The organism is Ancylobacter tetraedralis (assembly GCF_014195655.1).
Taxonomy (GTDB): domain Bacteria; phylum Pseudomonadota; class Alphaproteobacteria; order Rhizobiales; family Xanthobacteraceae; genus Ancylobacter; species Ancylobacter tetraedralis.
Genome location: NZ_JACICD010000004.1, coordinates 225,911 through 248,527 on the forward strand (window position 1 = coordinate 225,911; position 22,617 = coordinate 248,527).

Consider the following 22,617-nt stretch of genomic DNA (forward strand, 5'->3'; position numbering starts at 1 on the left):
CTCGCAGGGGGCGGTTACAGGCGGGTGAGGGCGACGAGATAGCGGCAGGGCGCGTCCGTCTCGTTGGCGAAGATCACGTCGGCGGGCGGGCCGAAGCCGAGGCAGTCGCCGGCCTTCAGCTCATGGCGCTGGCTTCCTTCGGTCAGCACCAATTCGCCCTGGCGCACCTGCAGGACCTGCCGCAGCCGCGCATAGGAGGCGGCCGGCAGATCCACCCGCGCGCCCGGCGGCAGCACCACCTCCACCAGTTCGACCGGATGGTCGGGCTGGGCGAAGATCTGCCGGCGGACATAGCCGCTCGCCGGGTCGCGCCATAGCGGCTGGTCGGCGGCGCGCGCGAGCCGCTCACCGCCCTCGGTGCGCAGCAGCAGGCCGGCGAGGGAGAGATCGAACGCGCTGGCGAGGCGCACCAGCGTCGCCGCGCTCGGGCTCGTTTCCGCGCGCTCGATCTTGCTGATGGCGGCCTTCGACACCCCGGCCCGCGCGGCGAGATCGGCCAGCGACCAGCCGCGCGCCTCCCGCTCCAGCCGGATGCGACAGGCGAGACGCATGCTTGTATCGTCCATGATAGTAGCCATTCGTAACTTATACGATACAGGACGGATGATGGGCAAGGCGCTGTGCCAAACGGCCTCGACCTGCCGGCGCGCCTGTGCTATCCGGGTCGCCCTCTCAGGGATGCAGCGATGTATCGGATGCCGGCCCAGCGACGACGAGACGAGCGTGCCCGCGGCGCGATGGCGCCTGCGTGCCTTTTCGTCCCCGTCCGCCTGCGGCCGTGATACCCGGCCGCTCGGCGCGGCGGCTTGCAGATGCCTTGAGCGCCGAGACTCCCATGACCGAGCTGTCGATCACCCTTCTCACCGAACGCCCCGCCGACGATGCCGCCATCGAGCGGCTGGTGGCCCGCACGTTCGGGCCGGGCCGCTATGCCCGCACCGCCTATCGGCTGCGCGAGGGCAATCCGCACCGGCGCGACCTGTCCTTCACCGCCTATATCGGCACCATGCTGGTGGGCTCGGTGCGGCTGACGCCGATCCTCATCGGCGAGGCGCCCGCGCTGCTGCTCGGTCCGCTCACGGTGGAGCCGCCCTTCCGCTCGCACGGCATCGGCCGGCGGCTGGTGGAGCGCGCGCTGGCGGCGGCGAAGGCGGACGGCGCCAACCTGCTGCTGCTGGTGGGCGACGAGCCTTATTACGGGCGTATGGGCTTCAAGCGCGTGCCGCACGGCCAGGTGACGCTGCCGGGGCCGGTCGACCCCGCCCGTGTTCTGGTCTGCACACTGGACGACACGCCGGTCGAGGCCGTGCGTGGCCCGGTGCGCAAGGGCTTTGCGGAAGTGGCGTGAGGGGCAGACCGCTCACGGGCGGTGGAATGTGTAGGTCAGCCGCACCATTCCCTTGTCCAGAGCAAGGCTGGCCTCCAGCGTGAGGGTGCGGGGCGGCGCCGGCGTCCTCGGGAAGAGCGGCACGCCCTCGCCCAGCAGCACTGGGATGACGAAGAGGTCGAGCCGGTCGAGCGCGCCGGCCTCGATGAACGCCGCCTGCAGCCCGCCACCGCCGACCAGCCAGATGTCGCCGCCCGCGTTCTCCCCCTCCCGCGCGCGCAGATGGGCGATGAGCGCGGGCACACCCTTGTGCCATGCCTCGACGCCGGCGGGGGCGTTTGCCAGCGGCGTCGAGGTGACGACGATGCCCCCCTTGCCGGCATAGGGCCAACCGCTCTCGAAGCCGGTGACCACGTCGAAGGTGCCGCGGCCCATCACCACCCTGCCGATATCGGCGATGAAACCGGCATAGCCGTAATCGACCTCGTCGAAGGGCGCGAGCCAGCCGATGCCGCCATCGCGGTCCGCGATGTAGCCGTCAAGGCTGGCGGCGATGAAGCCACGAATGAGGCTCATGAGGGCGCTTCCTGTCGATTCGGGGCCAGCGAGCAAGACCGGCGGCGGGTGCCCCGGCCAGGCCCTTGCGACGGCCTAGCGCCCCTCGCGGGCCCAGGCCGCCGCCACGCCCGCGAGCAGGAGGAGCAGGCCGGAGAAGCCGGCGAAGATCGGGAACAGGCCGAGCCCGCGCACGACGGAAACGTCGCGCATGGCAAATCCCATCCAGTCCTCGCCGGCGAAGCGCTCGCCCGAGCGCACCGGGATGACGCGGGGCACGCCGTCCGGCAGCGCCGACATGCGCCAGATGCCGCCGCCCGAGGCCTCGATGATGGGGCGCAGCGCCTCGGTAGTGGAGGTCACCTCGGCGAATTCGCGCGGGTTGAGCGGGCCGACATTGACCAGCGCGGTGAGCTTGCCATCGCTCGCCCGCCACAGGCCGAGCGTGTCGGCCGGGAAGGTGGCGCGGAACAGGCCGGGCTCGGCGGCGGTCAGGTTCAGCGTGCGGGTGGTGCCGGTGGGCGTGGTGATCGTCACCGGCGGGGCGGCATCGCCCATGGTCTGCCGCTCGACGACGATATCGCCGCCATGGGCCACCATTCTGAGGCGCTCCTCCTCCAGGTCCGGCTCCTTCATCAGCCAGTGCGAGAGGCGGCGCAGCAGATCGATATAGGGGCCGCCGCCATCGAAGCCGCGCGCCCATAGCCAGAAATGATCGGACAGCAGCAGCGCGACGCGACCCTCGCCCACATGGTCGAGCAGCACCACCGGCTTGCCGTTCGGCCCGTCCATCACGCTGGTGCCGCGCGCGCCCTGCGTGTCGATGACGCGGAAGAACGGAGCCCAGCGCGGCGGGCTGGTCTCGGAGCCGGGCAGGTTGCGGGTCACGGGATGGCGCCGGCCCGCCTCGGTGAGCGCGGCGCGGAACGGGCTTTCCGTCATCTGCCCGGTGGGGGCGGCGGGAAGGATGGCTTCCAGCGGCGTGTTGTAGACCGAGCCGTCGGAGATGAAATCGGTGCCGGCGGCGACCAGAAGCGCGCCGCCTTCCTCGACATAGCGCACGATGTTGTCGAAATAGATCATCGGCAGCACGCCCTGCTGGGCGTAGCGGTCGAAGATGATCAGGTCGAAATCCTTGATCTTCTGCTGGAACAGCTCGCGCGTGGGGAAGGCGATCAGCGACAATTCGTTGATTGGCGTGCCGTCCTGCTTCTCCGGCGGGCGCAGGATGGTGAAGTGCACGAGGTCCACATTGGCGTCGGATTTCAAGAGGTTGCGCCAGGTGCGCTCGCCCACATGCGGCTCGCCGGACACCAGCAGCACGCGCAGCTTGTCGCGCACGCCGTCGATCGACACCGCCGCGCGGTTGTTCACCGGGGTCAGCTCGCCCTCAAGGCCGGCGGCCTCGATCTCGACGATGTTGGCGCCCGCATGGGTGATCTCGACATCCACGCTGGCCGGCTGGCCGGCGGTGACGATGGGGCGCCCGACCACCTCGCCGTCGCGCCGCACGGTGACGGAAACGCGGGCACCGGCCGGGGCGCCCTCGTCCTCCACGCGGTAGCCGATGGTCTGCGACTGCCCGACAATGCCGAAGCGCGGGGTCGAGGTGAGCGCGACCCGGCGGTCCCGCTCATTGGGCTGGCCGGAGACGATGGCGTGCACCGGGGCATGGAAGCCCAGCGCGGCGACGGTGGCGGGGATGTCGTGCACCCGCCCGTCGGTGAGGAAGATGGCGCCGGCCACCCGCTCGGGCGGCACGTCGGCAAGGCCGGCAGAGAGCGCGGTGAACAGGCGCGTGCCGTCCACCTCGCCGGCGCCTCCGCCGGCATCGATGAAGCGGATTTCGGCGCCCTGTTCCTTGAGCCGCGCGAGGCGCGTTTCGAGTTCGGTGCGGGCGGCCTGCGTCATTTGCGTACGGTCGCCGAAATCCTGGCTGGCGCTCTTGTCGACCACCACGGCGACGACGGTGGAGAGCGGCTCGCGCTCCTCGCGGGTGAGCGAGGGGTTGGCGAGGGCGAGCAGCGCGAGAACGAGGGCGAGCGCCCGCAGCACCGCCCCACGCGTACGCGAGGCGATCACCAGCAGCGCGACCACGGCCGCGACGGCGGCGAGGCCGATCAGCCAGGGCAGGGGAATGAGCGGATCGAAGGCGAGGCCGAAATTCATGCGCCGGCTCCTTCATTCAAGAGACGGGCCGGGATGTTCCACCTCTCCTGGTATGGGAGAGGGAGGAGGTGCGGGCGTGCGACATGCGGTGCCGTGACACGGAATGCGTTCACTGCCCGAGCCTTTCCAGCAGGGCCGGGACATGCACCTGATCGGCCTTGTAGTTGCCGGTGAGCACATACATCACGAGGTTGGCCCCCGCGCGGAAGGCGAGTTCGCGCTGGCGCGGACCGGCGGAGGACATGGGCAGCAGCGGCTGGCCGTCTTCCGCCACCGCCCAGGCACCGGCGAGATCGTTGGACGTGATGACCACGGGCGAGACGCCGTCGCCCGCGCGCGCCGGGCGCTCCTCGCCCTCCTCGGCGGCGGGCAGCGCCTCCACCCAGGTCTTGCCGCCCGAGAAGCGGCCGGGAAAATCGCGCAGCAGATAGAACGCCTTGGTCAGCACATGGTCGCGCGGCACCGGCTCCAGTTCGGGAATATCGAGCCCGGCGAGAATGGCGCGCAGCGTGTCATTGGCCGGCGAACCGGCGCCGTTGGAGCCGGGCAGCACGGTCTCGGCGTCGCGCGTGTCGAACACCACGGTGCCGCCCTGCTTCATGAAGGAATCGACCCGCGCCAGCGTCTCCGGCGAGGGCTTGGCCGCGCCCGGCACGATCGGCCAGTAGATCAGCGGGAAAAAGGCGAGTTCGTCGCGCGACAGATCCACGCCCATCGGCTCGCCGGCCTCCAGCGCCGTGCGCTCGCCGAGGAAGCGGGTGAGGCCGGCAAGGCCCGAGCGGCTGACCTCGTCGGTCTCCGCGTCGCCGGTGATGACATAGGCGAGGCGGGTGGAACTGGTGGCCTTGACGGCGAAGTCCATCTCCGCCGGCGTCATCGGCTTGGGCGCGGGAGCCGCTGCCGCGGGCGGGGAGGGCGGCGCCGTCTGGGCGAGGGCGATGCCGCCGGGCAGGCCGGCTACCAGGCCGAGGGCAAGGGCGAGAACGAGCGCGGCGGCGGGGGCCGCGCGCCGCGCGGTGAGGCGCGACAGGCCGCCGCCGAGCACGAAGACGATCAACGAATCCACCAGCAGGAGGGCGATGACGGCGATGAGAAGGGGCGTGCGCAGGTCCTGCGGCGTGCCGGCGCGGTAGGGTTCCAGCGTACCGAGGCCCGTGAGGTCCAGCGCCACCAGCCGGTCGCGCGGCAGCAGCGCGTTCACCGCGACAAGCCCCTCGGGCGGGCCGTAGAAGCCCGGCGGATGGTCCGCGCTGGCGCGGCCATTATAGCCGACGGGGATCGCCTTGGCGGTAGGTGTGGTCGGACGGAAGGCGCCGAATCCGTCGAGCAGGCGGCTCGGCGCCACGGTCTCGCCCGTGGTCGCCGTGGCGGTGGTGCCGCCATTGTCGGCTTCCGCCGCGCTCGAGCCGCCGAGCGCCACCACGCGCCGCAGCATGTCGACGAAGGCGCCGGACAGCGGCAGGTTCGACCAGGAGGTGTCGGCGGTGACGTGGAACAGCACCAGCGTCCCCGCGCTGCGCCGCTCGCCGGTGACGAGCGGCGTGCCGTCAGACAGCGTCGCCCAGGTGCGCGCGGCGAGCAGGCCGTCCGGCTCGGCCAGCACCTGCCGCTGCACCGTCACGTCATTGGGCACCGGCACGTCGCGGAATGGGCCCTCGGCGGTGAAGCCGCCCAGTGTCTGCGGCTGCTCCCAGGAGAGCGAGCCGCCCAGGACCCGGCCGCCGCGTCGCAGCGTCACCGGCACGAGGTCGTCCGAGCCGTTGGCGAGGCGCGGGCCGGCGAAGCGCACCAGCACGCCGCCGCCCTCGATCCAGCGCGCGAGGCGGGCATGGGTCTCGTCCGGCAGCGTGCCGACATCGGAGAGGATGATGACGGGCAGCTTCTGGTCGATGAAGCGGTCGATCGCCTCGGAGGTGCCGGCGCCCTCGGCGGTGCGCACATCGGCGAAGGGGGCCAGCGCCCGGGTGAGGTAATAGGAGGGCGCGAGCAGCGGCTGGCGCTGGTCCGCGGCGGTGCCGGAGACCAGGCCGACCGTGCGCCGGCGCCAGCGCTTGTCCAGCAGTTGCACCGCGCCGGCCGAGGCCTCGTCGACGATTTCCAGCCGGGCGATCTCGTTGCGGATCTCCACCGGCAGGTCGATCCGCGCCTGCGTCTCCCGGGCGCCGGGCTCGAAATCGAACGCGGCCTGCCCGAGTGCGAGGCCGCGCATGTCGAGCGCCCGCACCACGCCCTGACGCGGCTGCGTATCGCGGTCGGCGCGCAGCACCTTCACGGTCAGCGCGTCGATGGCGTTGTCGGCGCCCGCCAGCGCGAGGGGTTCGCGCACGCCATCGGCGAGCGTGGTCAGCGGGTGCTGCCCGACGACCCGGACGATCTCGGCGGGGATGCCCTCGCCCCCCTCCAGCGCCACGCCGTCCGAGAGATAGATGACCGCCGCGCCCGGTGTCGCCTCCAGCGCCTTGGCAAGGCTCGCCAGCGCCGGGGCGCGGTCGGGCACATGGGGCACGGGGCTGAGCGTGCGCAGCCGCTCGCGCGCCTCAGTCGGCCGCAGCACGCGCGGGTCGAGCGGCGGCTCGCCGGTGGGAATGAGAATGACGCCGCGCCCCTGCAGGTCGGCATCGGCCACCACGCCCTGCGCGCTGGCGCGGCGCGCTTCCCAGCTGGCGGCGGCCGGCCAGCCGGAATCGATCAGCAGCACCACCGGCCCGGAGGCGGCGGGGCCGGCCACCGGCGGATTCCAGATCGGGCCGGCGGCGGCCAGGATGATGAGCGCGGCGAGCAGCAGCCGCAGCACGGTGAGCCACCAGGGCGTGCGGGCCGGCGTCTCCTCCTTCGGGGGAATGTCCAGCAGCAGGCGCGTCGGCGCGAAGGCGATGCGGCGCGGGCGCGGCGGCACCAGCCGGAGCAGGAACCACAGCAGCGGCAGGCCGATCAGTGCGGTCAGCACCAGCGGCGTGGCGAAGGCGAGGGGAAGCCCGAACAGCCCGTTCATGCCGCGTGCCCCGCATCACGGGACGCGGGCATGTCGTCCGTCGACGCGGCCGGCTGTGCGCCTTCGGGATGGGCGGTGACACCGAAGCTGCCGCCGCTCATGCGCGCATGCAGCGCCAGCAGCAATTCGCTCGCCGGCCGGTCGGTGCGGTGGATGATGAAGCTCCAGGCCCGCCGCTCGGCCTCACGGCGGATGATGGCGCGGTGCGTGGCGACGCGCGCCACATATTCGGCGCGCACCGTCTCGGCGCGGCCGATGGTGAGCTGCACGCCGCTCTCGGGCTCGCGGAACTCGACGCGGCCGGAAAAGGGGAAGGTCTCCTCGGCCGGATCGCAGATCTGCACGACATGGCCATGCGCGCCGCTGGCGGCAAGGCCGTCAAGGCTCGCCACCACCTCGGGCGTCGGGCTCCACAGGTCCGACAGAACCACCACCTCGGCCAGCGGGGAGGGGGCGAAGGCGGGCGGCAGGCTCTCGGGCAGGCTCGGCGCGTGCACCAGCGATTCCGCCATTTTCTCCACGATGTTGCGGGCGGCGGTGGGGCGCAGGATGCCGGGAATGCCGACGCGCTCGCCGCCCTTCACCAGCACCTCGGCCAGCGCGAAGGCGACGACCAGCGCCCGGTCGCGCTTGGTTTCCCACACCAGCGGGGAGGCGAACACCATGGAACTGGACAGGTCCGGCCAGATCCACACCGTGTGGGCGGCTTCCCATTCGCGTTCGCGCACATAGAGATGATCGTCGCGCGCCGAGCGGCGCCAGTCGACGCGGGCGGACGGTTCGCCATCCATGAAGCGGCGATACTGCCAGAAATTCTCGCCCGATCCGGCGCGGCGGCGGCCATGCAGGCCGTGATAGACGCTGGCGGCGATGCGGCGCGCTTCCAGAACTAGGCGGGGCATGGCCGCGACGAGGCCGGCTGCATCCTGCGCCGCACTTCTCACCGCATTATCGGCGTCGAACTCCACCCGATCAGGTCTCCGTCATGTCGACAGGCGCGGCGGGGCCGGCCTTTCAGGGGCGATGCACGTGCCCCGCGATTGCGGCGGGGGAAGGCTCGGCGGCTGGCGCGCCGCCGTTCGCGTTGATGGCCTTAGCCGATCCGCTTGGCCAGCTTGGCGATCAGGCCGGACACCGTCTCGCCATCGGCGCGGGCGGCGAAGGTCAGCGCCATGCGGTGCTTCAGCACGGGTTCGGCGAGGGCGACGACGTCGTCCACCGACGGCGCGTAGCGCCCGTCCAGCAGGGCGCGTGCACGCACCGCCAGCATCAGCGATTGCGACGCGCGCGGGCCCGGGCCCCAGGCGATGAACTTGGCAAACTCGCCGGCATCCGCGCCGGGACGGGCCGAGCGCACCAGCGAGAGGATCGCCTCCACCACCGATTCGCCCACCGGCAGGCGCCGCACCAGACGCTGGGCGGCGGCCAGCTCGTCGGCGGTCATCACCGCGCGCGGCTTGGTCTCCTCGGCGCTGGTGGTGTCGAACAGGATCTTCCGCTCGGCATCGCGGTCGGGATAGTCGACGTCCACCTGCATCAGGAAGCGGTCGAGCTGGGCCTCGGGCAGGGGATAGGTGCCCTCCTGCTCCAGCGGGTTCTGGGTGGCGAGCACGTGGAACGGCTTGGGCAGGTCGTGGCGCACGCCGGCCACCGTGACATGGCCTTCCTGCATCGACTGCAGCAGCGCCGACTGGGTGCGTGGGCTCGCGCGGTTGATCTCGTCGGCCATCAAGAGCTGCGCGAAGACCGGGCCGGGAATGAAGCGGAAGGAGCGCCGGCCGCCCGCGGCCTCTTCCAGCACTTCCGCGCCGAGAATGTCCGAGGGCATCAGGTCGGGCGTGAATTGCACGCGGCGGGCATCGAGCCCGAGCACGATGCCCAGCGTTTCCACCAGCTTGGTCTTGGCGAGGCCCGGCACGCCCACCAGCAGGCCGTGGCCGCCGGACAGGATGGTGATCAGCGTGCGCTCGACCACCGCCTCCTGGCCGAAGATCACCTGGCCGATACCGGCACGGGCCGCGCGCACATTGGCCGCCGTCGTCTCCGCCGAGCGGACGATCATGTCGTCGAGGGACTCGAAATTCTCGCCGGTGGCTGACGTCATGCGCTGATCCTCGTTCCGAACCCTGCCGCGTTCCGTGTCGGTCATGGTGCATCGCAACAATATTTATTGCAATGCACTCGCCCGATACCATCTCGATGGTCCGGGTGACCGGCGCGGACTTTCGCAGATGCAAGCTTACGCTATCTTCACACCGCGTCGACTATCGGGCGGGGCATCACGAAAGCGCGATTACGCCCGTATGACAGGAATGTGGCCGTGATTTCAGAGACTTCCGCGCGATTTGACGAATTGGTGCGTGCGGTGGGCGATGCGCCGCAGCGCGCTCTGCCGCCGATCGAGCGCTGGAATCCGCCCGATTGTGGCGACATCGACATCCGCATCGACCGCGACGGCGTGTGGTTTCACGAGGGCCGGCCCATCCGCCGGCCGGCGCTGGTGAAGCTGTTCGCCTCCGTGCTGACGCGGGAGGATGGGCGCTATGTGCTGGTGACGCCGGCCGAAAAGGTGGGGATCCGCGTCGAGGACGCGCCGCTTCTCGCCGTCGACATGGCGGTGGAGGAAACGCCGGGCGGCGCGACGCTCGTGTTCCGCACCAATCTCGACGATCTGGTGCGCTGCGACGCCGATCATCCCCTGCGTTTCGATTCCCAGCCGGGCAGCGACGAATTGCGACCCTATATCTATGTGCGCCGGGGCCTGTGGGCCCGGTTGACCCGCGCGGTGTTTCTCGACCTCGCCGAGCGGGTCGAGGAGCGCGAGGTCGAGGGGCGCGCCGTGTTCGGCGCCGCTTCCGCCGGCGCGTTCTTCCCCCTCGCGACGGCCGAGACCGTGAAGGCCAGCCTATGACGCATGCCCTGTCCGTTGGTGCCGCCGAGGACGCGGAAAACGCCGTGACGCAAATCCCCGTGACACTCGACGATTTCCTCGCCCGCGCCCGAACGCGCCTGCTCCCCGCGCCCGACCTCACCGGCGAGCCGCCGCGCGGCGACCATGAGCTGACGCCGGAATTCCGCGCGATGGTCGATATCGTGGCGGCGCGCGCGGCGGCCGTGCTGATCCCGGTGATCGCGCGCCCGCAGCCGACCGTGCTGCTCACGCTGCGCTCCTCGCATCTGCCCGACCATGCCGGCCAGATCGCCTTTCCGGGCGGCAAGATCGACCCGCAGGATCGAGGGCCACTCGATGCGGCGCTGCGCGAGGCGGAAGAGGAAGTAGGGCTGGGGCGCGGCTTTGTCGCGCCGCTCGGTTATCTCGACGCCTATCTCTCGCGCACCGGGTTCCGCATCGTGCCGGTGGTCGGGCTGGTGCAACCCGATTTCGGACTGACGCTCAATCCCGGCGAAGTGGACGAGGCGTTCGAGGTGCCGCTCGATTTCCTCATGAGCCCCGCCAACCACCAGCGCGAAAGCCGCGAATGGCTCGGCCTCACGCGCACCTTCCATGCCATAACCTATGAGCAACGGCGCATCTGGGGCATCACCGGAGGTATTTTGCGCAGCCTCTATGACAGGATTTATGGCTGATGCTGCGCATTCTCCCGGAAATCGGGCTGTTCCTCCTGCCCTTCATCGCCTTCGCCCTCTATCTGCGCTTCGGCCGTCAGGTGGATAGCTGGCTCGGCGGCTGGTCGACGCGGGCCTTTCTCATCTGCTCGCTTGTCGCGGTGCTGCTGGTGGCGGCCAGCCTCTATCTGGTCGAGGCCTCGGGGCGGGGGCCCACCACCGGCGCCTATGTTCCGCCGAGCTGGAAGGACGGCGTGCTCACGCCCGGCCATATCGAATGAGTGCGCCAACGACCGCTGCACCGCGCAATCCGCTGCTCGACGGGCGGCCTGGGCTGGTCGAGGTGCTCGACGCGCTCGATCGCGATGGCGAGGAGGCGCGCATCGTCGGCGGCGCGGTGCGCGACTGGCTGATCGGGCGCGGCTCGCGCTCGGATATCGACATCGCCACCACCGCCCCGCCGGACGAGGTGATCCGCCGCGCGCGTGCCGCCGGGTTGAAGCCGGTTCCCACCGGCATCGAGCACGGCACGGTGACGATTGTCGCGCAGGGCGAACCTTATGAGGTGACGACGCTGCGTGAGGATGTGGAGACCGACGGGCGGCGCGCGCGCGTGGTGTTCGGCCGTTCGTGGGCGCATGACGCGGCGCGGCGCGACTTCACCATGAACGCGCTCTATCTCACACGGGCGGGCGACCTCATCGACCTCGTGGGCGGCGCGGCGGACGCGAAGGTGGGGCGGGTGCGCTTCATCGGCGACCCGGACCGGCGCATCCGCGAGGATTATCTGCGCATTCTCCGCCTGTTCCGCTTTCACGCCGCCTATGGGCGCGGGCCCTTCGACGAGGACGCGCTGGCGGCGGCGATCCGCAACCGCGACGGTCTTGCCCGGCTGTCGCGCGAGCGGGTTCGGGCCGAGCTGATGAAGCTGCTGGTGGCCCCGCGCGCGGCGCCGACGCTGGCCGATATGCAGCGCGCCGGGCTGTTGGAGCCGGTGCTCGGCCGGCCCGGCGCGGTCGAGACCTTTGCCCGTCTGGCCGAGGTGGAGACGGCGCTGGGGCGGGGGGCGGATGCTATCCGCCGGCTCGGGGCGCTGGCCGTGCGGGGCGAGGGGGATGCGCAGGCGCTGCGCGGGGAGCTGAGGCTCTCCAACGCGGAAGCCGCGCGGCTCGCCGCCCTTGCCGGTCCCGCGCCGACCCCGGGCATGTGCGAGAAGGGGCAGAAGGCGTTTCTCTACCGCATGGGGCGCGAGGCCTTTGAGGACCGCGCGCTGATCGCCTTCGCCCGTTCCCGCGCGCCGCTGGACGATGCCGGCTGGCGGGCGCTCGCCGCTCTCGCCGCCGACTGGCCGTTGCCCGTCTTCCCTCTGCGGGCGGCGGATTTCGTGGTTCGCGGCCTGTCGCCCGGACCGGCGCTAGGCGCCGCGCTCAAGCGCGCCGAGGAGGCCTGGATCGAGGCCGGCTTCCCGATGGGCGCGGACGCGCTCGCCGCCATCGTGCAGGCCAGCCTCACAGTGGCCGATTAAGCGCGTTTTGCGGATTGTGCCGGCGTTTCTCGCGCGTCAGGGTTGGTGCGGCCCGATTTCCGGCGCAATGCGGGCTCGCCATCTCGATACGGGGCGTGGGGACGGCGAGAGGGGATTCGGCATGAGCGCAGGCGAATGGTGTCGAACGGGGCGCCGGGTGGTTCGGGTCATTCTGGCGCTGCTTCCCCTCACACTGGCGAGCGCGGCGTCGGCGCGGGATTGGCCCGTCGAGGGCAAGCTGTTCGGCGAGCTGAAGAAGGACCGTCCCATCGGCTCGGCCGATGCCGGAGATTACGCCAAGGCCGAGAATATCAGCGGCATCGCCTGCGCTCTGGATGCCGGCTTTCCGCGTCTGTGCATCGTCGTCGATGACCAGACACAGGGCGCGCAGATCCTTATCGCCAAGAAGGAGGGCGGTCAGGCCGGCGGCTTCATTCCGTTCCCCAGCCAGATCTTTCGCAACGCCAAGGGCAAGGAGAAGGTGCTCGATTTTGATGGCGAGGCGGTCGCCTATGGCGATGGCGCCTTCTACGTCACCGGTTCGCATGGCCGCCCGCGCCACGAAAGCGCGGGCCAGCCGGCCGACAAGGCCGCCGAGGAGGACGCGAAGGCGCAGGCCAGCCGGCGGCTGTTCCGCGTCGTCGTCGGGCCGGGAGCGGTCGACCTGTTCGGTGGATGGACCGGCAAGGCGCTGGAGGCGTGCGCGTCCGGCGCCGCGCCCCGGCCCGCCGACCAGCTGAAGATGGCGCCGCTGTCGTTCTGCGCGACCGGCCGGCTGAATGAGGCCATCGCCGCGCAGCCGGAGCTGGCGGCGCTGAGCAACGCCCCGCTGCAGCAGCAGGGCCTGTCCATCGAGGGCCTCGCCGTGCGCGACGGGCGGCTCTATGCCGGCCTGCGCACGCCGGTCATCGACGGCCGGGCATTCATCCTCTCGGTGGCGGCCGATCCCCTGTTCGGGTCCGGCCCGCTGGACGCCAAGCTGAACCCCCTCGCGCTCGGCCCCGATAGCCGCGGCGGCCCGCGCGGCATCCGCGATCTCGTCCCGTTCCGCGACGGCTTTCTCATCATCGCCGGCCCGGCCAACGATCCGCCGGGCGATGCCGTCGCCGCGGGCGACTATGCGCTGTTCCAATATGCGGATGGCCAGCTCACCAAGCGGCTCAACCTCAAATCCTATGGCGCCAAGGTGAAGCCGGAGGGGCTGCTGCCGCTTACCGACGACGGAGGCAAGGTCGAGGTGCTGCTGCTGTTCGACGGCCCGGATGAAGGCGGCGGGCAGACGGTGACGTTCGATGCCCCCGAGACGCCCACGGTCACCGCGAATCCGCCATCGCCCTGATCGACGTCCCCCTCGGACCCGACTGCCTATTCTGCCGCCGCCTCCAGCTCGTCCGCATCGAGGAAGCCGCCGGACTGGCGCTGCCACAGCCGCGCATAGAGGCCGCCCCGGGCCACCAGCTCGGCATGGGTGCCGCTCTCGACGATGCGGCCGTGCTCCATCACCACCAGCCGGTCCATGCGGGCGATGGTGGAGAGGCGATGGGCGATGGCGATCACCGTCTTGCCGGCCATCAGCTCGTCGAGATTGGTCTGGATCGCCGCCTCGACCTCGGAATCGAGCGCCGAGGTCGCTTCGTCCAGCACCAGGATCGGCGCATCCTTGAGCAGCACGCGGGCGATGGCGATGCGCTGGCGCTGGCCGCCGGAGAGCTTCACCCCGCGCTCGCCGACCTGCGCGTCGAGGCCGGTATTGCCGTGCGGATCGGAGAGCGTGTCGATGAAGGCATCGGCATGGGCGCGCCGCGCCGCTTCCCGGATCGCCTCCTCGCCGGCCTCGGGCTTGCCATAGCGGATATTGTCGCGCACCGAGCGGTGCATCAGCGAGGTGTCCTGCGTCACCACCCCGATCTTGGCGCGCAGCGTGTCCTGCGCGATGGTGGCGACGTCCTGCCCGTCGATCCGCACGTGCCCGCCCTCCGCGTCATAAAAACGCAGCAGCAGGCTCATCAGCGTCGACTTGCCCGCGCCGGAGGGGCCGACCAACCCGACCCGCTCGCCGGGCCGGATGGTCAGCGACAGGTGATCGATGACGCCGGACCCCTTGCCATAGTGGAAGGTGACGTCCTCGAAGCGGATCTCGCCGCGGGTGACGGCCAGCGCCGGCGCCTGCGGCTGGTCGACCACGGTGTGCGGGCGGGCGATGGTGAGGATCGCCTCCTGCACCGTGCCGACATTCTCGAACACGCCCGTCACCACCCACATGATCCAGCCGGACATGTTGGTGATGCGGATGGCGAGGCCGGTGGAGAGCGCGATGGCGCCCAGATTGATCGCCTCGATCGACCACAGCCAGATGCCGAGCGCGCCGACGCCGCCCAGCATCAGGCTGTTCAGCATACTGACCGTCAGCGCCATGCGGGTGATCTGGCGCTGCTGGTTCTTGAAGTCGCCATTGTGCCGCTCCAGAGCCTCGCGTACATAGCCGTCCTCGCGGTCGCCATGGGCGAACAGCTTCACCGTCATCATGTTGGTGTAGCTGTCGACCACGCGCCCCGAGAGCAGCGAGTTGCTCTCCGACGTGGTCTTGGAGAGCTGGCGCACCTTCGGCACGAAGCGCGAGAGGGCGAGGATGTAGAGCGCGATCCACAGCACGATGGGAATGGCGAGCCGAAGGTCGGCCTCGGCGAACAGCACCACCGCGCTCACGGCATAGACCGTGACGTACCACAGCGCATCGATCACCTCGACCACCGAGCCGCGCACGGCCGGGCCCGCCTGCAACACGCGGGTGGCGATGCGGCCGGCGAAGTCGCTCTGGAAATAGGCCAGCGACTGGCGCACCACCCAGCGATAGGACTGCCAGCGCACCAGGCTGCCGACATTGGCGGTGATCGACTGGCGTACCAGCAGATCGTGCAGCGCGTTCGAGGCCGGGCGGGCGATGACCACGACGAAGGCCATCCACAGGAGCAGCCCGCCATGGTCGGCGAAGATCGTCGCCGGGCTGGAAGACTGCAGCAGGTCGACGATCTGGCCGATATAGCGGAACAGCGACACCTCGACGATGGCGACCAGAAAGGCGGCGCCCAGCGCGGCGACGAAGATCCATCCGCTCTGCCGCACGAAGTGCCAGTAGAACGCCAGCAACCCTTCCGGCGGCCGCACGATGGGCACCGGGCGCAGCGGATCGACGAGATTCTCGAACCAGGAAAAGATGCGCGTGAACATGGGCGCCTTCTGAACCGCGGATACGGCGCCAGTGTGTCAGATGGCGCCGCCGAGCGTTTCCCCGCACGGTGTCACAGCGCGGTAAGGTAAGGATTGCAGACAGGCCCTCCAGCAGGGACCGGGGGACACATCATGCGGCCACGCCATACTGAGAACCATTTCGTCGATCGTGCCGGGTGGCTGCGTGCCGCCGTGCTCGGTGCCAATGACGGCATCCTATCCACCGCCAGCCTGATCGTCGGCGTCGCCGCGGCGAATGCCGACCACGGCGCGGTGCTGCTCGCCGGCATTGCCGGCATGGTCGCGGGCGCCATGTCGATGGCGGCGGGCGAATATGTCTCCGTCTCCTCGCAGGCGGATACCGAGAATGCCGACCTGGCGCGCGAGAAGGCCGAGCTGGCCGCCGACCCCGCCGCCGAGCACGCGGAGCTGGCGGCGATCTACGTGGCGCGCGGGCTCGATCCGGCGCTGGCCGATCAGGTCGCCCGCCAGCTGGCGGCCAAGGACGCGCTGGAAGCGCATGCCCGCGACGAGCTCGGCATCAACGAGATCACCACCGCACGGCCGGTGCAGGCAGCCTTCGCCTCGGCGGCGAGCTTCGCGGCCGGCGCGTTCCTGCCACTGCTGACGGTGCTGGTCGCGCCCAGCTCGGGGCTGCCGATCACCGTGTCGGTGGCCGCGCTCCTCTTCCTCGCCGTGCTCGGCGTGGCCGGCGCGAAGGCCGGCGGTGCCGATCCGCTGAAGGCGGCGACGCGGGTCACCTTCTGGGGCGCGCTCGCCATGGCGCTCACCTATGCGATCGGTGCGCTGTCGGGGACCATGGTCTAGGCGCGACCGGCCGCCTTTGGCCCGGTGCCCTTCCAGCGCCTGCCGGGAGACGCTAGAAGCGCATCACGCGCATCGGGGGAGGCGCATCCGGGGAGTTGCCATGACCGCCGATATCGAGAGCCGCCAGCAGACCGCCCGCGCCTGGTTCGAGGACCTACGCAACCGCATCTGCGCCGCCTTCGAGACGCTGGAGGACGAGGCGCCCGCCAGCCTCTATCCGGGCGAGGCGGGGCGGTTCACCCGCACCCCGTGGCAGCGCACCGACCATGCGGGCGGGGCGGGCGGCGGCGGGGTGATGGCGATGATGCATGGCCGGCTGTTCGAGAAGGTCGGCGTGCACTGCTCGACCGTGCATGGCGAGTTCGCCCCCGAATTCCGCAAGCAGATCCCCGGCGCGGAGGAAGACCCGCGCTTCCACGCCACCGGCATCTCGCTCATCGCCCACATGCACAACCCGCATGTGCCGGCGGTGCATATGAACACGCGCTTCGTCGTCACTTCCAAGGCGTGGTTCGGCGGCGGCGCCGACCTCACCCCGGTGCTCGACGTCCGCCGCAGCCAGCAGGACCCGGACGCCATCGCCTTCCACGCGGCGATGCGCGGGGCCTGCGAGGGGCGCCCGCAGATCGACTATGAGCGCTACAAGACGTGGTGCGACGAATATTTCCATCTGCCGCACCGCAAGGAGCCGCGCGGCATTGGCGGCATCTTCTACGACTGGCTCGATTCCGGCGACTGGGAGGCCGATTTCCACTTCACCCGGGCCGTCGGGCTCGCCTTCCTCGACATCTACCCCCGCCTCGTGCGCGCCAATTTCGACAGCCCGTGGACCGAGGCCGAGCGCGAGGAGCAGCTGGTGCGGCGCGGGCGCTACGTCGAATTCAACCTTCTGTATGACCGTGGCACGATCTTCGGGCTCAAGACCGGAGGCAATATCGAATCGATCCTCTCCTCCATGCCCCCCGTGGTGAAATGGCCGTGAGCTGAGCTGAGCTGAGCGATCTCGCACCGGTGGATCGCGGTCAGCCGGGAAAGCCGCCGGTCTGCCGCAGCGCCTCGCCCAGGATGATGGCGCCGGCGATCGCGACATTGAGCGATCGCGCGTCCGCCATGAGCGGGATGATGATTCGCGCCTGCGCCAGCGCGTGCACCTCCTCCGGCACGCCGGCGCTCTCGCGGCCGAGCAGCAGCACGTCGTTGTCCGCGAAGGCGAAGCCGGTATGGGGCACCGCGCCGCGCGTCGTGCACAGCACCATCCGTCGCCCCTCCGCGCGCCGCCAGGCCTCGAACGCGGTGAAGCTGGCATGGCGGCGGATCGCCACACGGTCGAGGTAATCCATACCCGCCCGGCGGAAGCCGGCATCGCCGACGGGAAAGCCGGCCGGCTCAATGATATGCAGCGGCAAGCCGAAACAGGCCGCGGTGCGCGCCAGAGTGCCCGCATTCTGGGCAATGTCGGGCTGATAGAGGGCGAGGGCGAGGGGCATCACGTCACCTGTCGGCGAAGGGGCGGGGGCGGCGCGAGGACGCAGGGGAATCTTTGCCGCCGGATCCGGCCCGAGGCAAGGCCGGAGCGGGCGGGGGCAGGACGCACTGCCGCACGGCACTCATCTGGACAAGGGCCGGTTCCGATGCAATTAGAGGCACTCGAAGGTAAGGTCGACCGCGGACCGTTCCTGTCGCGTTCGCACGACGCGGGGCACGGTTCGGAGCAAAGGCGACGGCGTGGGGGAGCGCCGCGGTCATAGGCACAAGGGGAAGGGAACCATCGTGGCAACATCCGGGACGGCGGAACCTACCCGCCGCGACTTCCTGTATCTCGCGACCGGCGCGATGGGCGCGGTCGGCGCTGCGGCTCTGGCGTGGCCTTTCATCTCCCAGCTGCAGCCGGACGCCTCGGTGCTGGCGATGTCCTCCACCGAGGTTGACCTGACGCAGGTCGCCGAGGGCCAGATCGTCACCGTGAAGTGGCGCGGCAAGCCGGTCTTCGTGTGGAACCGCACCCCCGAGGATATCGCCAAGGCGAAGGCGACGGCGCTTTCCGCGCTGATGGATCCGGTGGCGCGCAACGCCAATCTGGCCGCCGACGCGCCCGCCACCGACGAGAACCGTGCCGCCGAAGGCGCGGGCCGCGAGAAATGGCTGGTCGTCATCGGCATCTGCACGCATCTGGGCTGCGTGCCGATCGGCCATTCAGGCGAGTATGACGGCTGGTTCTGCCCTTGCCACGGTTCGGAATATGACAGCGCGGGTCGCGTGCGGCGCGGGCCGGCGCCGGAGAACCTGGCCATTCCGCCCTACAAGTTCGTGTCCGACACGAAGATCTCCATCGGCTGAGCCGGCGTTCAGGGATACTCACAGATGAGCGGACACTCCACCTTCGAGCCGAAGCACCCGGCGCTCAAGTGGTTTGAGAGCCGGCTGCCCCTGGTCGGCCTTCTCCATTCCTCCTTCGTCTCCTACCCCACCCCGCGCAACCTCAATTACTGGTGGACCTTCGGCGGCATTCTCTCGCTGATGCTGGTCTGCCAGATCGCGACGGGCGTAGTGCTGGTGATGCATTACACGCCGCATGCATCGATGGCGTTCGATTCGGTCGAGCACATCATGCGCGACGTCAGCTATGGCTGGCTGCTGCGCTACATGCATGCGAACGGCGCCTCGATGTTCTTCATCGCGGTCTATATCCACATGTTCCGCGGTCTCTATTACGGGTCCTACAAGGCCCCGCGCGAAGTGCTGTGGATCCTCGGCTGCATCATCTACCTCCTGATGATGGCCACCGCCTTCATGGGCTATGTGCTGCCGTGGGGCCAGATGAGCTTCTGGGGCGCCACCGTCATCACCAATCTGTTCTCCGCCTTCCCGGTGGTCGGGCCGACCATCGTCGAATGGCTGTGGGGCGGCTTCTCGGTCGACAACGCGACGCTGAACCGCTTCTTCTCGCTGCACTACCTGCTGCCCTTCATGATCGCGGGCGTCGTCGTCCTGCATGTCTGGGCGCTGCATGTGGTGGGCCAGAACAACCCGACCGGCGTCGAGCCGAAGTCGGAAAAGGACACCGTGCCCTTCACGCCCTACGCGACCATCAAGGACGGGTTCGGCATGGTGTGCTTCCTGATCTTCTTCGCGTGGTTCCTGTTCTACATTCCCAACTATCTCGGCCACGCCGACAACTACATCCCGGCCAACCCGCTGGTGACGCCGGCCCACATCGTGCCGGAATGGTACTACCTGCCGTTCTACGCGATGCTGCGCGCGGTGCCTTCCAAGCTGGGCGGCGTGCTCACCATGTTCAGCGCCATTATCGTGCTGTTCTTCGTGCCGTGGCTGGACACCTCGAAGGTGCGCTCGGGCCGCTACCGTCCGCTGTTCAAGCAGTTCTTCTGGATCTGGATCGCGGTCTGCATCGGTCTGGGATGGCTCGGCTCCAAGCCGGCCGAGGGCGGCTACGTGATCGCCGGCCGCATCCTCACCGTGTGGTATTTCGCGCATTTCCTCATCGTCCTGCCGCTGCTCGGCCTGTTCGAGAAGCCGAAGGCGGTGCCGGCTTCGATCACCGAGGCGGTACTGGGGAAGAACAAGGGCGGCGCGCCCGCCTCGGCTGGCGTCTCGGCGCCGCAGACCAAGGGTTGAGCGGGATCATCATGAGCACGACCATGTCCTTCCGTTCTTTCCTTCTGCGTCCGCTGGCGGCCTGCGCGCTGGTCCTCGGCATCGGCTTCGCCCCGGCGCTCGCCGCCGAGGGTGCGCCCCATCCCCCGCGCGAGGACTGGAGCTTCGCCGGTCCGTTCGGCAAGTATGACCGGGCGCAGCTCCAGCGCGGCTTCCAGGTGTTCAAGGAGGTCTGCTCCTCCTGTCACTCCGCGCATCTGCTGGCCTTCCGCAACCTGGCGCAGGAAGGCGGCCCGCAATTCTCCGAGGCGCAGGCCAAGGCGGTGGCCGAGAGCTACCAGGTGCAGGATGGACCCAATGACGCGGGCGACATGTTCGATCGCCCCGGCCGTCTTTCCGACCACTGGCCCTCGCCTTTCCCGAACGAGCAGGCGGCGCGCGCCTCCAATGGCGGCGCCTATCCGCCGGACTTCTCGACGCTGGCCAAAGCGCGCACCTATGAGGTGGGCTTTCCCGGCTTCCTGATCGACATCCTGCTGCAGTATCAGGAGCAGGGCCCCGACTACATCCACGCGCTGCTCAACGGCTACAAGGATCCCCCCGAGGGTTTCAGCCTGCCGGAAGGCGCGCACTATAACGAGTTCTTCCCCGGCCACGCCATCAAGATGCCGCAGCCGATCTCGGAGGGGCAGGTGACCTATTCCGACGGGTCGCCGGAGACGGTCGAGCAATATTCGCACGACGTCACCGCCTTCATGATGTGGGTCGCCGAGCCGCACCTCGAAGCGCGCAAGCGCCTTGGCTTCCAGGTGATGATCTTCCTCATCATCTTCGCCGGCCTGCTCTACTTCACGAAGAAGAAGGTGTGGAAGAGCGTCGAGCACTGAGCGCGACGCACACCGCCACGGATACGGACACGCGAAGGGCCCCGGACGGGGCCCTTTTTGTTGCACGGGCATGTGCCGTTGGCGCCGATCGCGAAACGGTCACATAGGGGTTTCCAGCAGCCCACGCCTCCCTCGCTCCCGGTGCCGGCTCGTCGCCGCAAGGCGGGGATTGCCGAGCGGCCCGGCCGTGACGGGTTGAGCCGGGCGGCGTGGGTCAGGCTGACGGAGAGCGAAATCCCGCGCGGGCCAAGGTGAGCATCAGCGCGGGCCGGTCGGACATGCGGCGGCCGTCCGGCAGATCGTGCCCGAGCACGGCGATGTCGGTGCACGCGAGCGCCGCTCCATGGGCGAGATGGTCGATGGCTCGCAGCGATACCGCCTCCGGGTCTGGCGCGGGCAGGTCGCCGGCCGTGGCCACCTGGAAACGCCCATTCAGCACCTGCATCAGACGGGCCGCCAGCGCGACAGGCTCGCGGATGCGGGGAATGTGCTGATTGAAATCGCCCAGCAGCAATTGAAAATCCCCTGACGGCCTCGGCAGGAAGCGATCGAGCGCGTCGAGGTAACGGCGATGTTCCTCCCAGCGCGCACGGCCGTTCGGGCGGCCGGCGTCAGGCCAGGGGATGCAGACGCCGGTCGCCGTGATCGCCCCCAGCCGGGTCAGGGTCGTTGCCTGTATGAACCGGGAGGCGGGAAGCTCGGGATCGCCCGTCGGATCCACTTCGCTCCAGGGCTGGCGGCTCCATAGAACAACCTTGCGCACGCCGGAATGCACCCGGGCGGCTGTGAACGCCTGGCTGGCGACCCAGTGACCCTCTGGCAGCAGATCTGGCGAGGCTTCCGTCAGACAGACGAGATCGGCCGGCTGGGCTGCGATGAAGGTGCGGGCAGCGGCACCCGTCGGCGAGCCCGCATGCCGCTTGTCGACGCTCCAGAGCAGAACGCGCAGCTCGGCCTCTGCCATCACGCCTCGATCCGCTCCACGAACACGCAGTTCGTCAGCTCGAAGGCGAGGCGGCCCTCCTGGTCGATCGCGGTGTCGTGGGTGAAGACGAGGCCCCATTCGGGGCGCGACTGGCTCGGTTTCTTGGCGACGAACTCGCTGGAGAAGGTCAGCGTATCGCCGGCCCTTACCGGGCGCAGCCATTTGAGGTCCTTGAAGCCGGGGGAGGGGCCGACGCGGGGCACCTTCTTGCCCGCGCGCCGCAGCGCCTCGTGCTGCTGCGCGCAGACCTGCGCCCGCAGGCGCGAGGCGATGGCGGCGGTGTGCAAGCCGGAGGCGACCAGCCCGGCGAAATGGGTGCGCGCGCCGGCGGCGCTGTCGAGATGAAAGGCCTGCGGGTCCCAGGCCCGGGCGAAGGCGATCATCTCCGCCTCCCGGAAGGTGTAGGAGCCGAGCGGTGTGATCTGCCCGATCTCGATATCCTCGAAGAACAGCATGGGTTCCTCCCGCCTCAAAGCAGCCGGAAGCCGGGATTGCGCCGGCCGAACATGACGGTGCCGACGAGATCCGCCATCACCTCCGTGCCCGCGTCGATCAGCTCGAAGCGGAACTTGACCAGCCCGAGTTCCGGCCGGCTCTTGGATGAGCGGGTCTCCAGCACCCGCCGCCGGAGGCTGAGCACGGTGCCGGGATGAACGGGCTTGAGGAAGCGCACCTCGTCGAGGCCCGGCGAGCCGAGGCAGTCGGCATTGCTGAGAAAGCCGTCGGCGGCGAGGCGCATGAAGATGCAGCACAGGTGCCAGCCGGACGCCGAAATACCGCCGAGCCGCGTCGCCTCGGCGGCGGAATCGTCGAGATGGATGGGGGCAGGGTCATATTCCCGGGCGAAGGCGACAATTTCCTCGCGTCCGACGACATAGCGCCCGCATGTGGCGACGTGGCCTTCGGTGAAGTCCTCCCAATATTGCTGCATCTAGCTTC

Annotated in this window: 22 protein-coding genes; 11 read left to right on the plus strand and 11 right to left on the minus strand. The window is 69.8% G+C overall.

Annotated elements, in window-relative coordinates; all coding sequences use genetic code 11:
• Positions 1 to 14 precede the first annotated feature (14 nt).
• A complete protein-coding gene (locus tag FHS55_RS12105; RefSeq protein WP_183190007.1) occupies positions 15 to 578 on the minus strand; it encodes a helix-turn-helix domain-containing protein in 564 nt (187 codons plus the stop codon).
• A 257-nt stretch (positions 579 to 835) separates the two neighbouring features.
• Here FHS55_RS12105 and FHS55_RS12110 point away from each other — a divergent pair, with 257 nt between their 5' ends.
• Entirely contained in the window at positions 836 to 1,348 is a 513-nt protein-coding gene (locus tag FHS55_RS12110; protein WP_183190008.1) for a GNAT family N-acetyltransferase, read from the plus strand.
• Between the two features lie 12 nt (positions 1,349 to 1,360).
• On the opposite strand, the gene FHS55_RS12115 is transcribed toward FHS55_RS12110, so the two are convergent.
• The 5 genes from FHS55_RS12115 to FHS55_RS12135 form a co-directional block, all read right to left on the minus strand.
• A complete protein-coding gene (locus FHS55_RS12115; RefSeq protein WP_183190009.1) occupies positions 1,361 to 1,903 on the minus strand; it encodes a dihydrofolate reductase family protein in 543 nt (180 codons plus the stop codon).
• A gap of 75 nt (positions 1,904 to 1,978) precedes the next feature.
• Positions 1,979 to 4,051: a hypothetical protein gene (locus FHS55_RS12120; RefSeq protein WP_183190010.1), complete on the minus strand. Its 2,073-nt coding sequence runs from the start codon at positions 4,049 to 4,051 to the stop codon at positions 1,979 to 1,981.
• 109 nt (positions 4,052 to 4,160) lie between these two features.
• Positions 4,161 to 7,034, minus strand: coding sequence for a DUF4159 domain-containing protein (locus FHS55_RS12125; protein ID WP_183190290.1), 2,874 nt, complete (start codon positions 7,032 to 7,034; stop codon positions 4,161 to 4,163).
• Between the two features lie 5 nt (positions 7,035 to 7,039).
• The gene (locus FHS55_RS12130; RefSeq protein ID WP_343056134.1) at positions 7,040 to 8,011 is read right to left on the minus strand and encodes a DUF58 domain-containing protein; all 972 of its coding nucleotides are present in this window, start codon (positions 8,009 to 8,011) and stop codon (positions 7,040 to 7,042) included.
• A gap of 125 nt (positions 8,012 to 8,136) precedes the next feature.
• On the minus strand, positions 8,137 to 9,147 hold the full coding sequence (locus FHS55_RS12135) for an AAA family ATPase (protein WP_183190011.1): 1,011 nt from the start codon (positions 9,145 to 9,147) through the stop codon (positions 8,137 to 8,139).
• 216 nt (positions 9,148 to 9,363) lie between these two features.
• On the opposite strand from FHS55_RS12135, the gene FHS55_RS12140 reads away from it, so the two are divergent.
• From FHS55_RS12140 to FHS55_RS12160, 5 genes are all read left to right on the plus strand, one after another.
• Entirely contained in the window at positions 9,364 to 9,954 is a 591-nt protein-coding gene (locus FHS55_RS12140; protein ID WP_183190012.1) for a DUF1285 domain-containing protein, read from the plus strand.
• A 44-nt stretch (positions 9,955 to 9,998) separates the two neighbouring features.
• Positions 9,999 to 10,631 carry a CoA pyrophosphatase gene (locus FHS55_RS12145; protein ID WP_425485807.1) on the plus strand — a complete coding sequence of 211 codons (633 nt, stop codon included), beginning with the start codon at positions 9,999 to 10,001 and terminating at the stop codon, positions 10,629 to 10,631.
• Positions 10,631 to 10,891, plus strand: a complete 261-nt coding sequence (locus FHS55_RS12150; RefSeq protein ID WP_183190014.1) for a DUF6111 family protein — start codon at positions 10,631 to 10,633, stop codon at positions 10,889 to 10,891. The genes FHS55_RS12145 and FHS55_RS12150 overlap by 1 nt, the downstream gene beginning before the upstream one ends.
• On the plus strand, positions 10,888 to 12,135 hold the full coding sequence (locus FHS55_RS12155) for a CCA tRNA nucleotidyltransferase (protein WP_183190015.1): 1,248 nt from the start codon (positions 10,888 to 10,890) through the stop codon (positions 12,133 to 12,135). The genes FHS55_RS12150 and FHS55_RS12155 overlap by 4 nt, the downstream gene beginning before the upstream one ends.
• 121 nt (positions 12,136 to 12,256) lie before the next feature.
• Complete coding sequence (locus FHS55_RS12160) at positions 12,257 to 13,474, plus strand: DUF3616 domain-containing protein (RefSeq protein ID WP_183190016.1); 1,218 nt, start codon at positions 12,257 to 12,259, stop codon at positions 13,472 to 13,474.
• A 26-nt stretch (positions 13,475 to 13,500) separates the two neighbouring features.
• On the opposite strand, the gene FHS55_RS12165 is transcribed toward FHS55_RS12160, so the two are convergent.
• On the minus strand, positions 13,501 to 15,363 hold the full coding sequence (locus FHS55_RS12165; protein ID WP_183190017.1) for an ABC transporter ATP-binding protein: 1,863 nt from the start codon (positions 15,361 to 15,363) through the stop codon (positions 13,501 to 13,503).
• 132 nt (positions 15,364 to 15,495) lie between these two features.
• On the opposite strand from FHS55_RS12165, the gene FHS55_RS12170 reads away from it, so the two are divergent.
• Complete coding sequence (locus FHS55_RS12170; RefSeq protein WP_183190018.1) at positions 15,496 to 16,191, plus strand: VIT1/CCC1 transporter family protein; 696 nt, start codon at positions 15,496 to 15,498, stop codon at positions 16,189 to 16,191.
• Positions 16,192 to 16,291: 100 nt separating this feature from the next.
• Positions 16,292 to 17,173, plus strand: coding sequence for an oxygen-dependent coproporphyrinogen oxidase (hemF, locus tag FHS55_RS12175; protein ID WP_183190019.1), 882 nt, complete (start codon positions 16,292 to 16,294; stop codon positions 17,171 to 17,173).
• Positions 17,174 to 17,213: 40 nt separating this feature from the next.
• Here hemF and FHS55_RS12180 read toward each other — a convergent pair whose 3' ends face one another.
• Positions 17,214 to 17,678 carry a tRNA (cytidine(34)-2'-O)-methyltransferase gene (locus tag FHS55_RS12180; protein WP_183190020.1) on the minus strand — a complete coding sequence of 155 codons (465 nt, stop codon included), beginning with the start codon at positions 17,676 to 17,678 and terminating at the stop codon, positions 17,214 to 17,216.
• A 283-nt stretch (positions 17,679 to 17,961) separates the two neighbouring features.
• On the opposite strand from FHS55_RS12180, the gene petA reads away from it, so the two are divergent.
• The 3 genes from petA to FHS55_RS23820 are packed head-to-tail and all read left to right on the plus strand — an operon-like array spanning position 17,962 to position 20,693.
• A complete protein-coding gene (gene petA / locus FHS55_RS12185) occupies positions 17,962 to 18,528 on the plus strand; it encodes a ubiquinol-cytochrome c reductase iron-sulfur subunit (protein ID WP_183190021.1) in 567 nt (188 codons plus the stop codon).
• A gap of 24 nt (positions 18,529 to 18,552) precedes the next feature.
• A complete protein-coding gene (locus tag FHS55_RS23815; protein WP_183190022.1) occupies positions 18,553 to 19,827 on the plus strand; it encodes a cytochrome b in 1,275 nt (424 codons plus the stop codon).
• 23 nt (positions 19,828 to 19,850) lie between these two features.
• Entirely contained in the window at positions 19,851 to 20,693 is an 843-nt protein-coding gene (locus FHS55_RS23820; RefSeq protein WP_246340085.1) for a cytochrome c1, read from the plus strand.
• Between the two features lie 214 nt (positions 20,694 to 20,907).
• On the opposite strand, the gene FHS55_RS12200 is transcribed toward FHS55_RS23820, so the two are convergent.
• The 3 genes from FHS55_RS12200 to FHS55_RS12210 are packed head-to-tail and all read right to left on the minus strand — an operon-like array spanning position 20,908 to position 22,609.
• Positions 20,908 to 21,657 (minus strand): endonuclease/exonuclease/phosphatase family protein, encoded by a 750-nt coding sequence (locus FHS55_RS12200; RefSeq protein ID WP_183190024.1) that lies wholly within the window; start codon positions 21,655 to 21,657, stop codon positions 20,908 to 20,910.
• Positions 21,657 to 22,133, minus strand: coding sequence for a MaoC/PaaZ C-terminal domain-containing protein (locus tag FHS55_RS12205; RefSeq protein WP_183190025.1), 477 nt, complete (start codon positions 22,131 to 22,133; stop codon positions 21,657 to 21,659). The genes FHS55_RS12200 and FHS55_RS12205 overlap by 1 nt, the downstream gene beginning before the upstream one ends.
• Before the next feature lie 14 nt (positions 22,134 to 22,147).
• Positions 22,148 to 22,609 carry a MaoC family dehydratase gene (locus FHS55_RS12210; RefSeq protein WP_183190026.1) on the minus strand — a complete coding sequence of 154 codons (462 nt, stop codon included), beginning with the start codon at positions 22,607 to 22,609 and terminating at the stop codon, positions 22,148 to 22,150.
• Between the last annotated feature and the right edge of the window lie 8 nt (positions 22,610 to 22,617).

Bases quoted from the DNA above. Each gene is read 5' to 3' on its own strand.
- FHS55_RS12105 (WP_183190007.1), bottom strand. From the start codon at position 578: ATGGCTACTATCATGGACGATACAAGCATGCGTCTCGCCTGTCGCATC.
- FHS55_RS12110 (WP_183190008.1), top strand. From the start codon at position 836: ATGACCGAGCTGTCGATCACCCTTCTCACCGAACGCCCCGCCGACGAT.
- FHS55_RS12115 (WP_183190009.1), bottom strand. From the start codon at position 1,903: ATGAGCCTCATTCGTGGCTTCATCGCCGCCAGCCTTGACGGCTACATC.
- FHS55_RS12120 (WP_183190010.1), bottom strand. From the start codon at position 4,051: ATGAATTTCGGCCTCGCCTTCGATCCGCTCATTCCCCTGCCCTGGCTG.
- FHS55_RS12135 (WP_183190011.1), bottom strand. From the start codon at position 9,147: ATGACGTCAGCCACCGGCGAGAATTTCGAGTCCCTCGACGACATGATC.
- FHS55_RS12150 (WP_183190014.1), top strand. From the start codon at position 10,631: ATGCTGCGCATTCTCCCGGAAATCGGGCTGTTCCTCCTGCCCTTCATC.
- FHS55_RS12155 (WP_183190015.1), top strand. From the start codon at position 10,888: ATGAGTGCGCCAACGACCGCTGCACCGCGCAATCCGCTGCTCGACGGG.
- FHS55_RS12160 (WP_183190016.1), top strand. From the start codon at position 12,257: ATGAGCGCAGGCGAATGGTGTCGAACGGGGCGCCGGGTGGTTCGGGTC.
- FHS55_RS12165 (WP_183190017.1), bottom strand. From the start codon at position 15,363: ATGTTCACGCGCATCTTTTCCTGGTTCGAGAATCTCGTCGATCCGCTG.
- FHS55_RS12170 (WP_183190018.1), top strand. From the start codon at position 15,496: ATGCGGCCACGCCATACTGAGAACCATTTCGTCGATCGTGCCGGGTGG.
- hemF (WP_183190019.1), top strand. From the start codon at position 16,292: ATGACCGCCGATATCGAGAGCCGCCAGCAGACCGCCCGCGCCTGGTTC.
- FHS55_RS12180 (WP_183190020.1), bottom strand. From the start codon at position 17,678: ATGCCCCTCGCCCTCGCCCTCTATCAGCCCGACATTGCCCAGAATGCG.
- FHS55_RS23815 (WP_183190022.1), top strand. From the start codon at position 18,553: ATGAGCGGACACTCCACCTTCGAGCCGAAGCACCCGGCGCTCAAGTGG.
- FHS55_RS23820 (WP_246340085.1), top strand. From the start codon at position 19,851: ATGTCCTTCCGTTCTTTCCTTCTGCGTCCGCTGGCGGCCTGCGCGCTG.
- FHS55_RS12200 (WP_183190024.1), bottom strand. From the start codon at position 21,657: ATGGCAGAGGCCGAGCTGCGCGTTCTGCTCTGGAGCGTCGACAAGCGG.
- FHS55_RS12205 (WP_183190025.1), bottom strand. From the start codon at position 22,133: ATGCTGTTCTTCGAGGATATCGAGATCGGGCAGATCACACCGCTCGGC.
- FHS55_RS12210 (WP_183190026.1), bottom strand. From the start codon at position 22,609: ATGCAGCAATATTGGGAGGACTTCACCGAAGGCCACGTCGCCACATGC.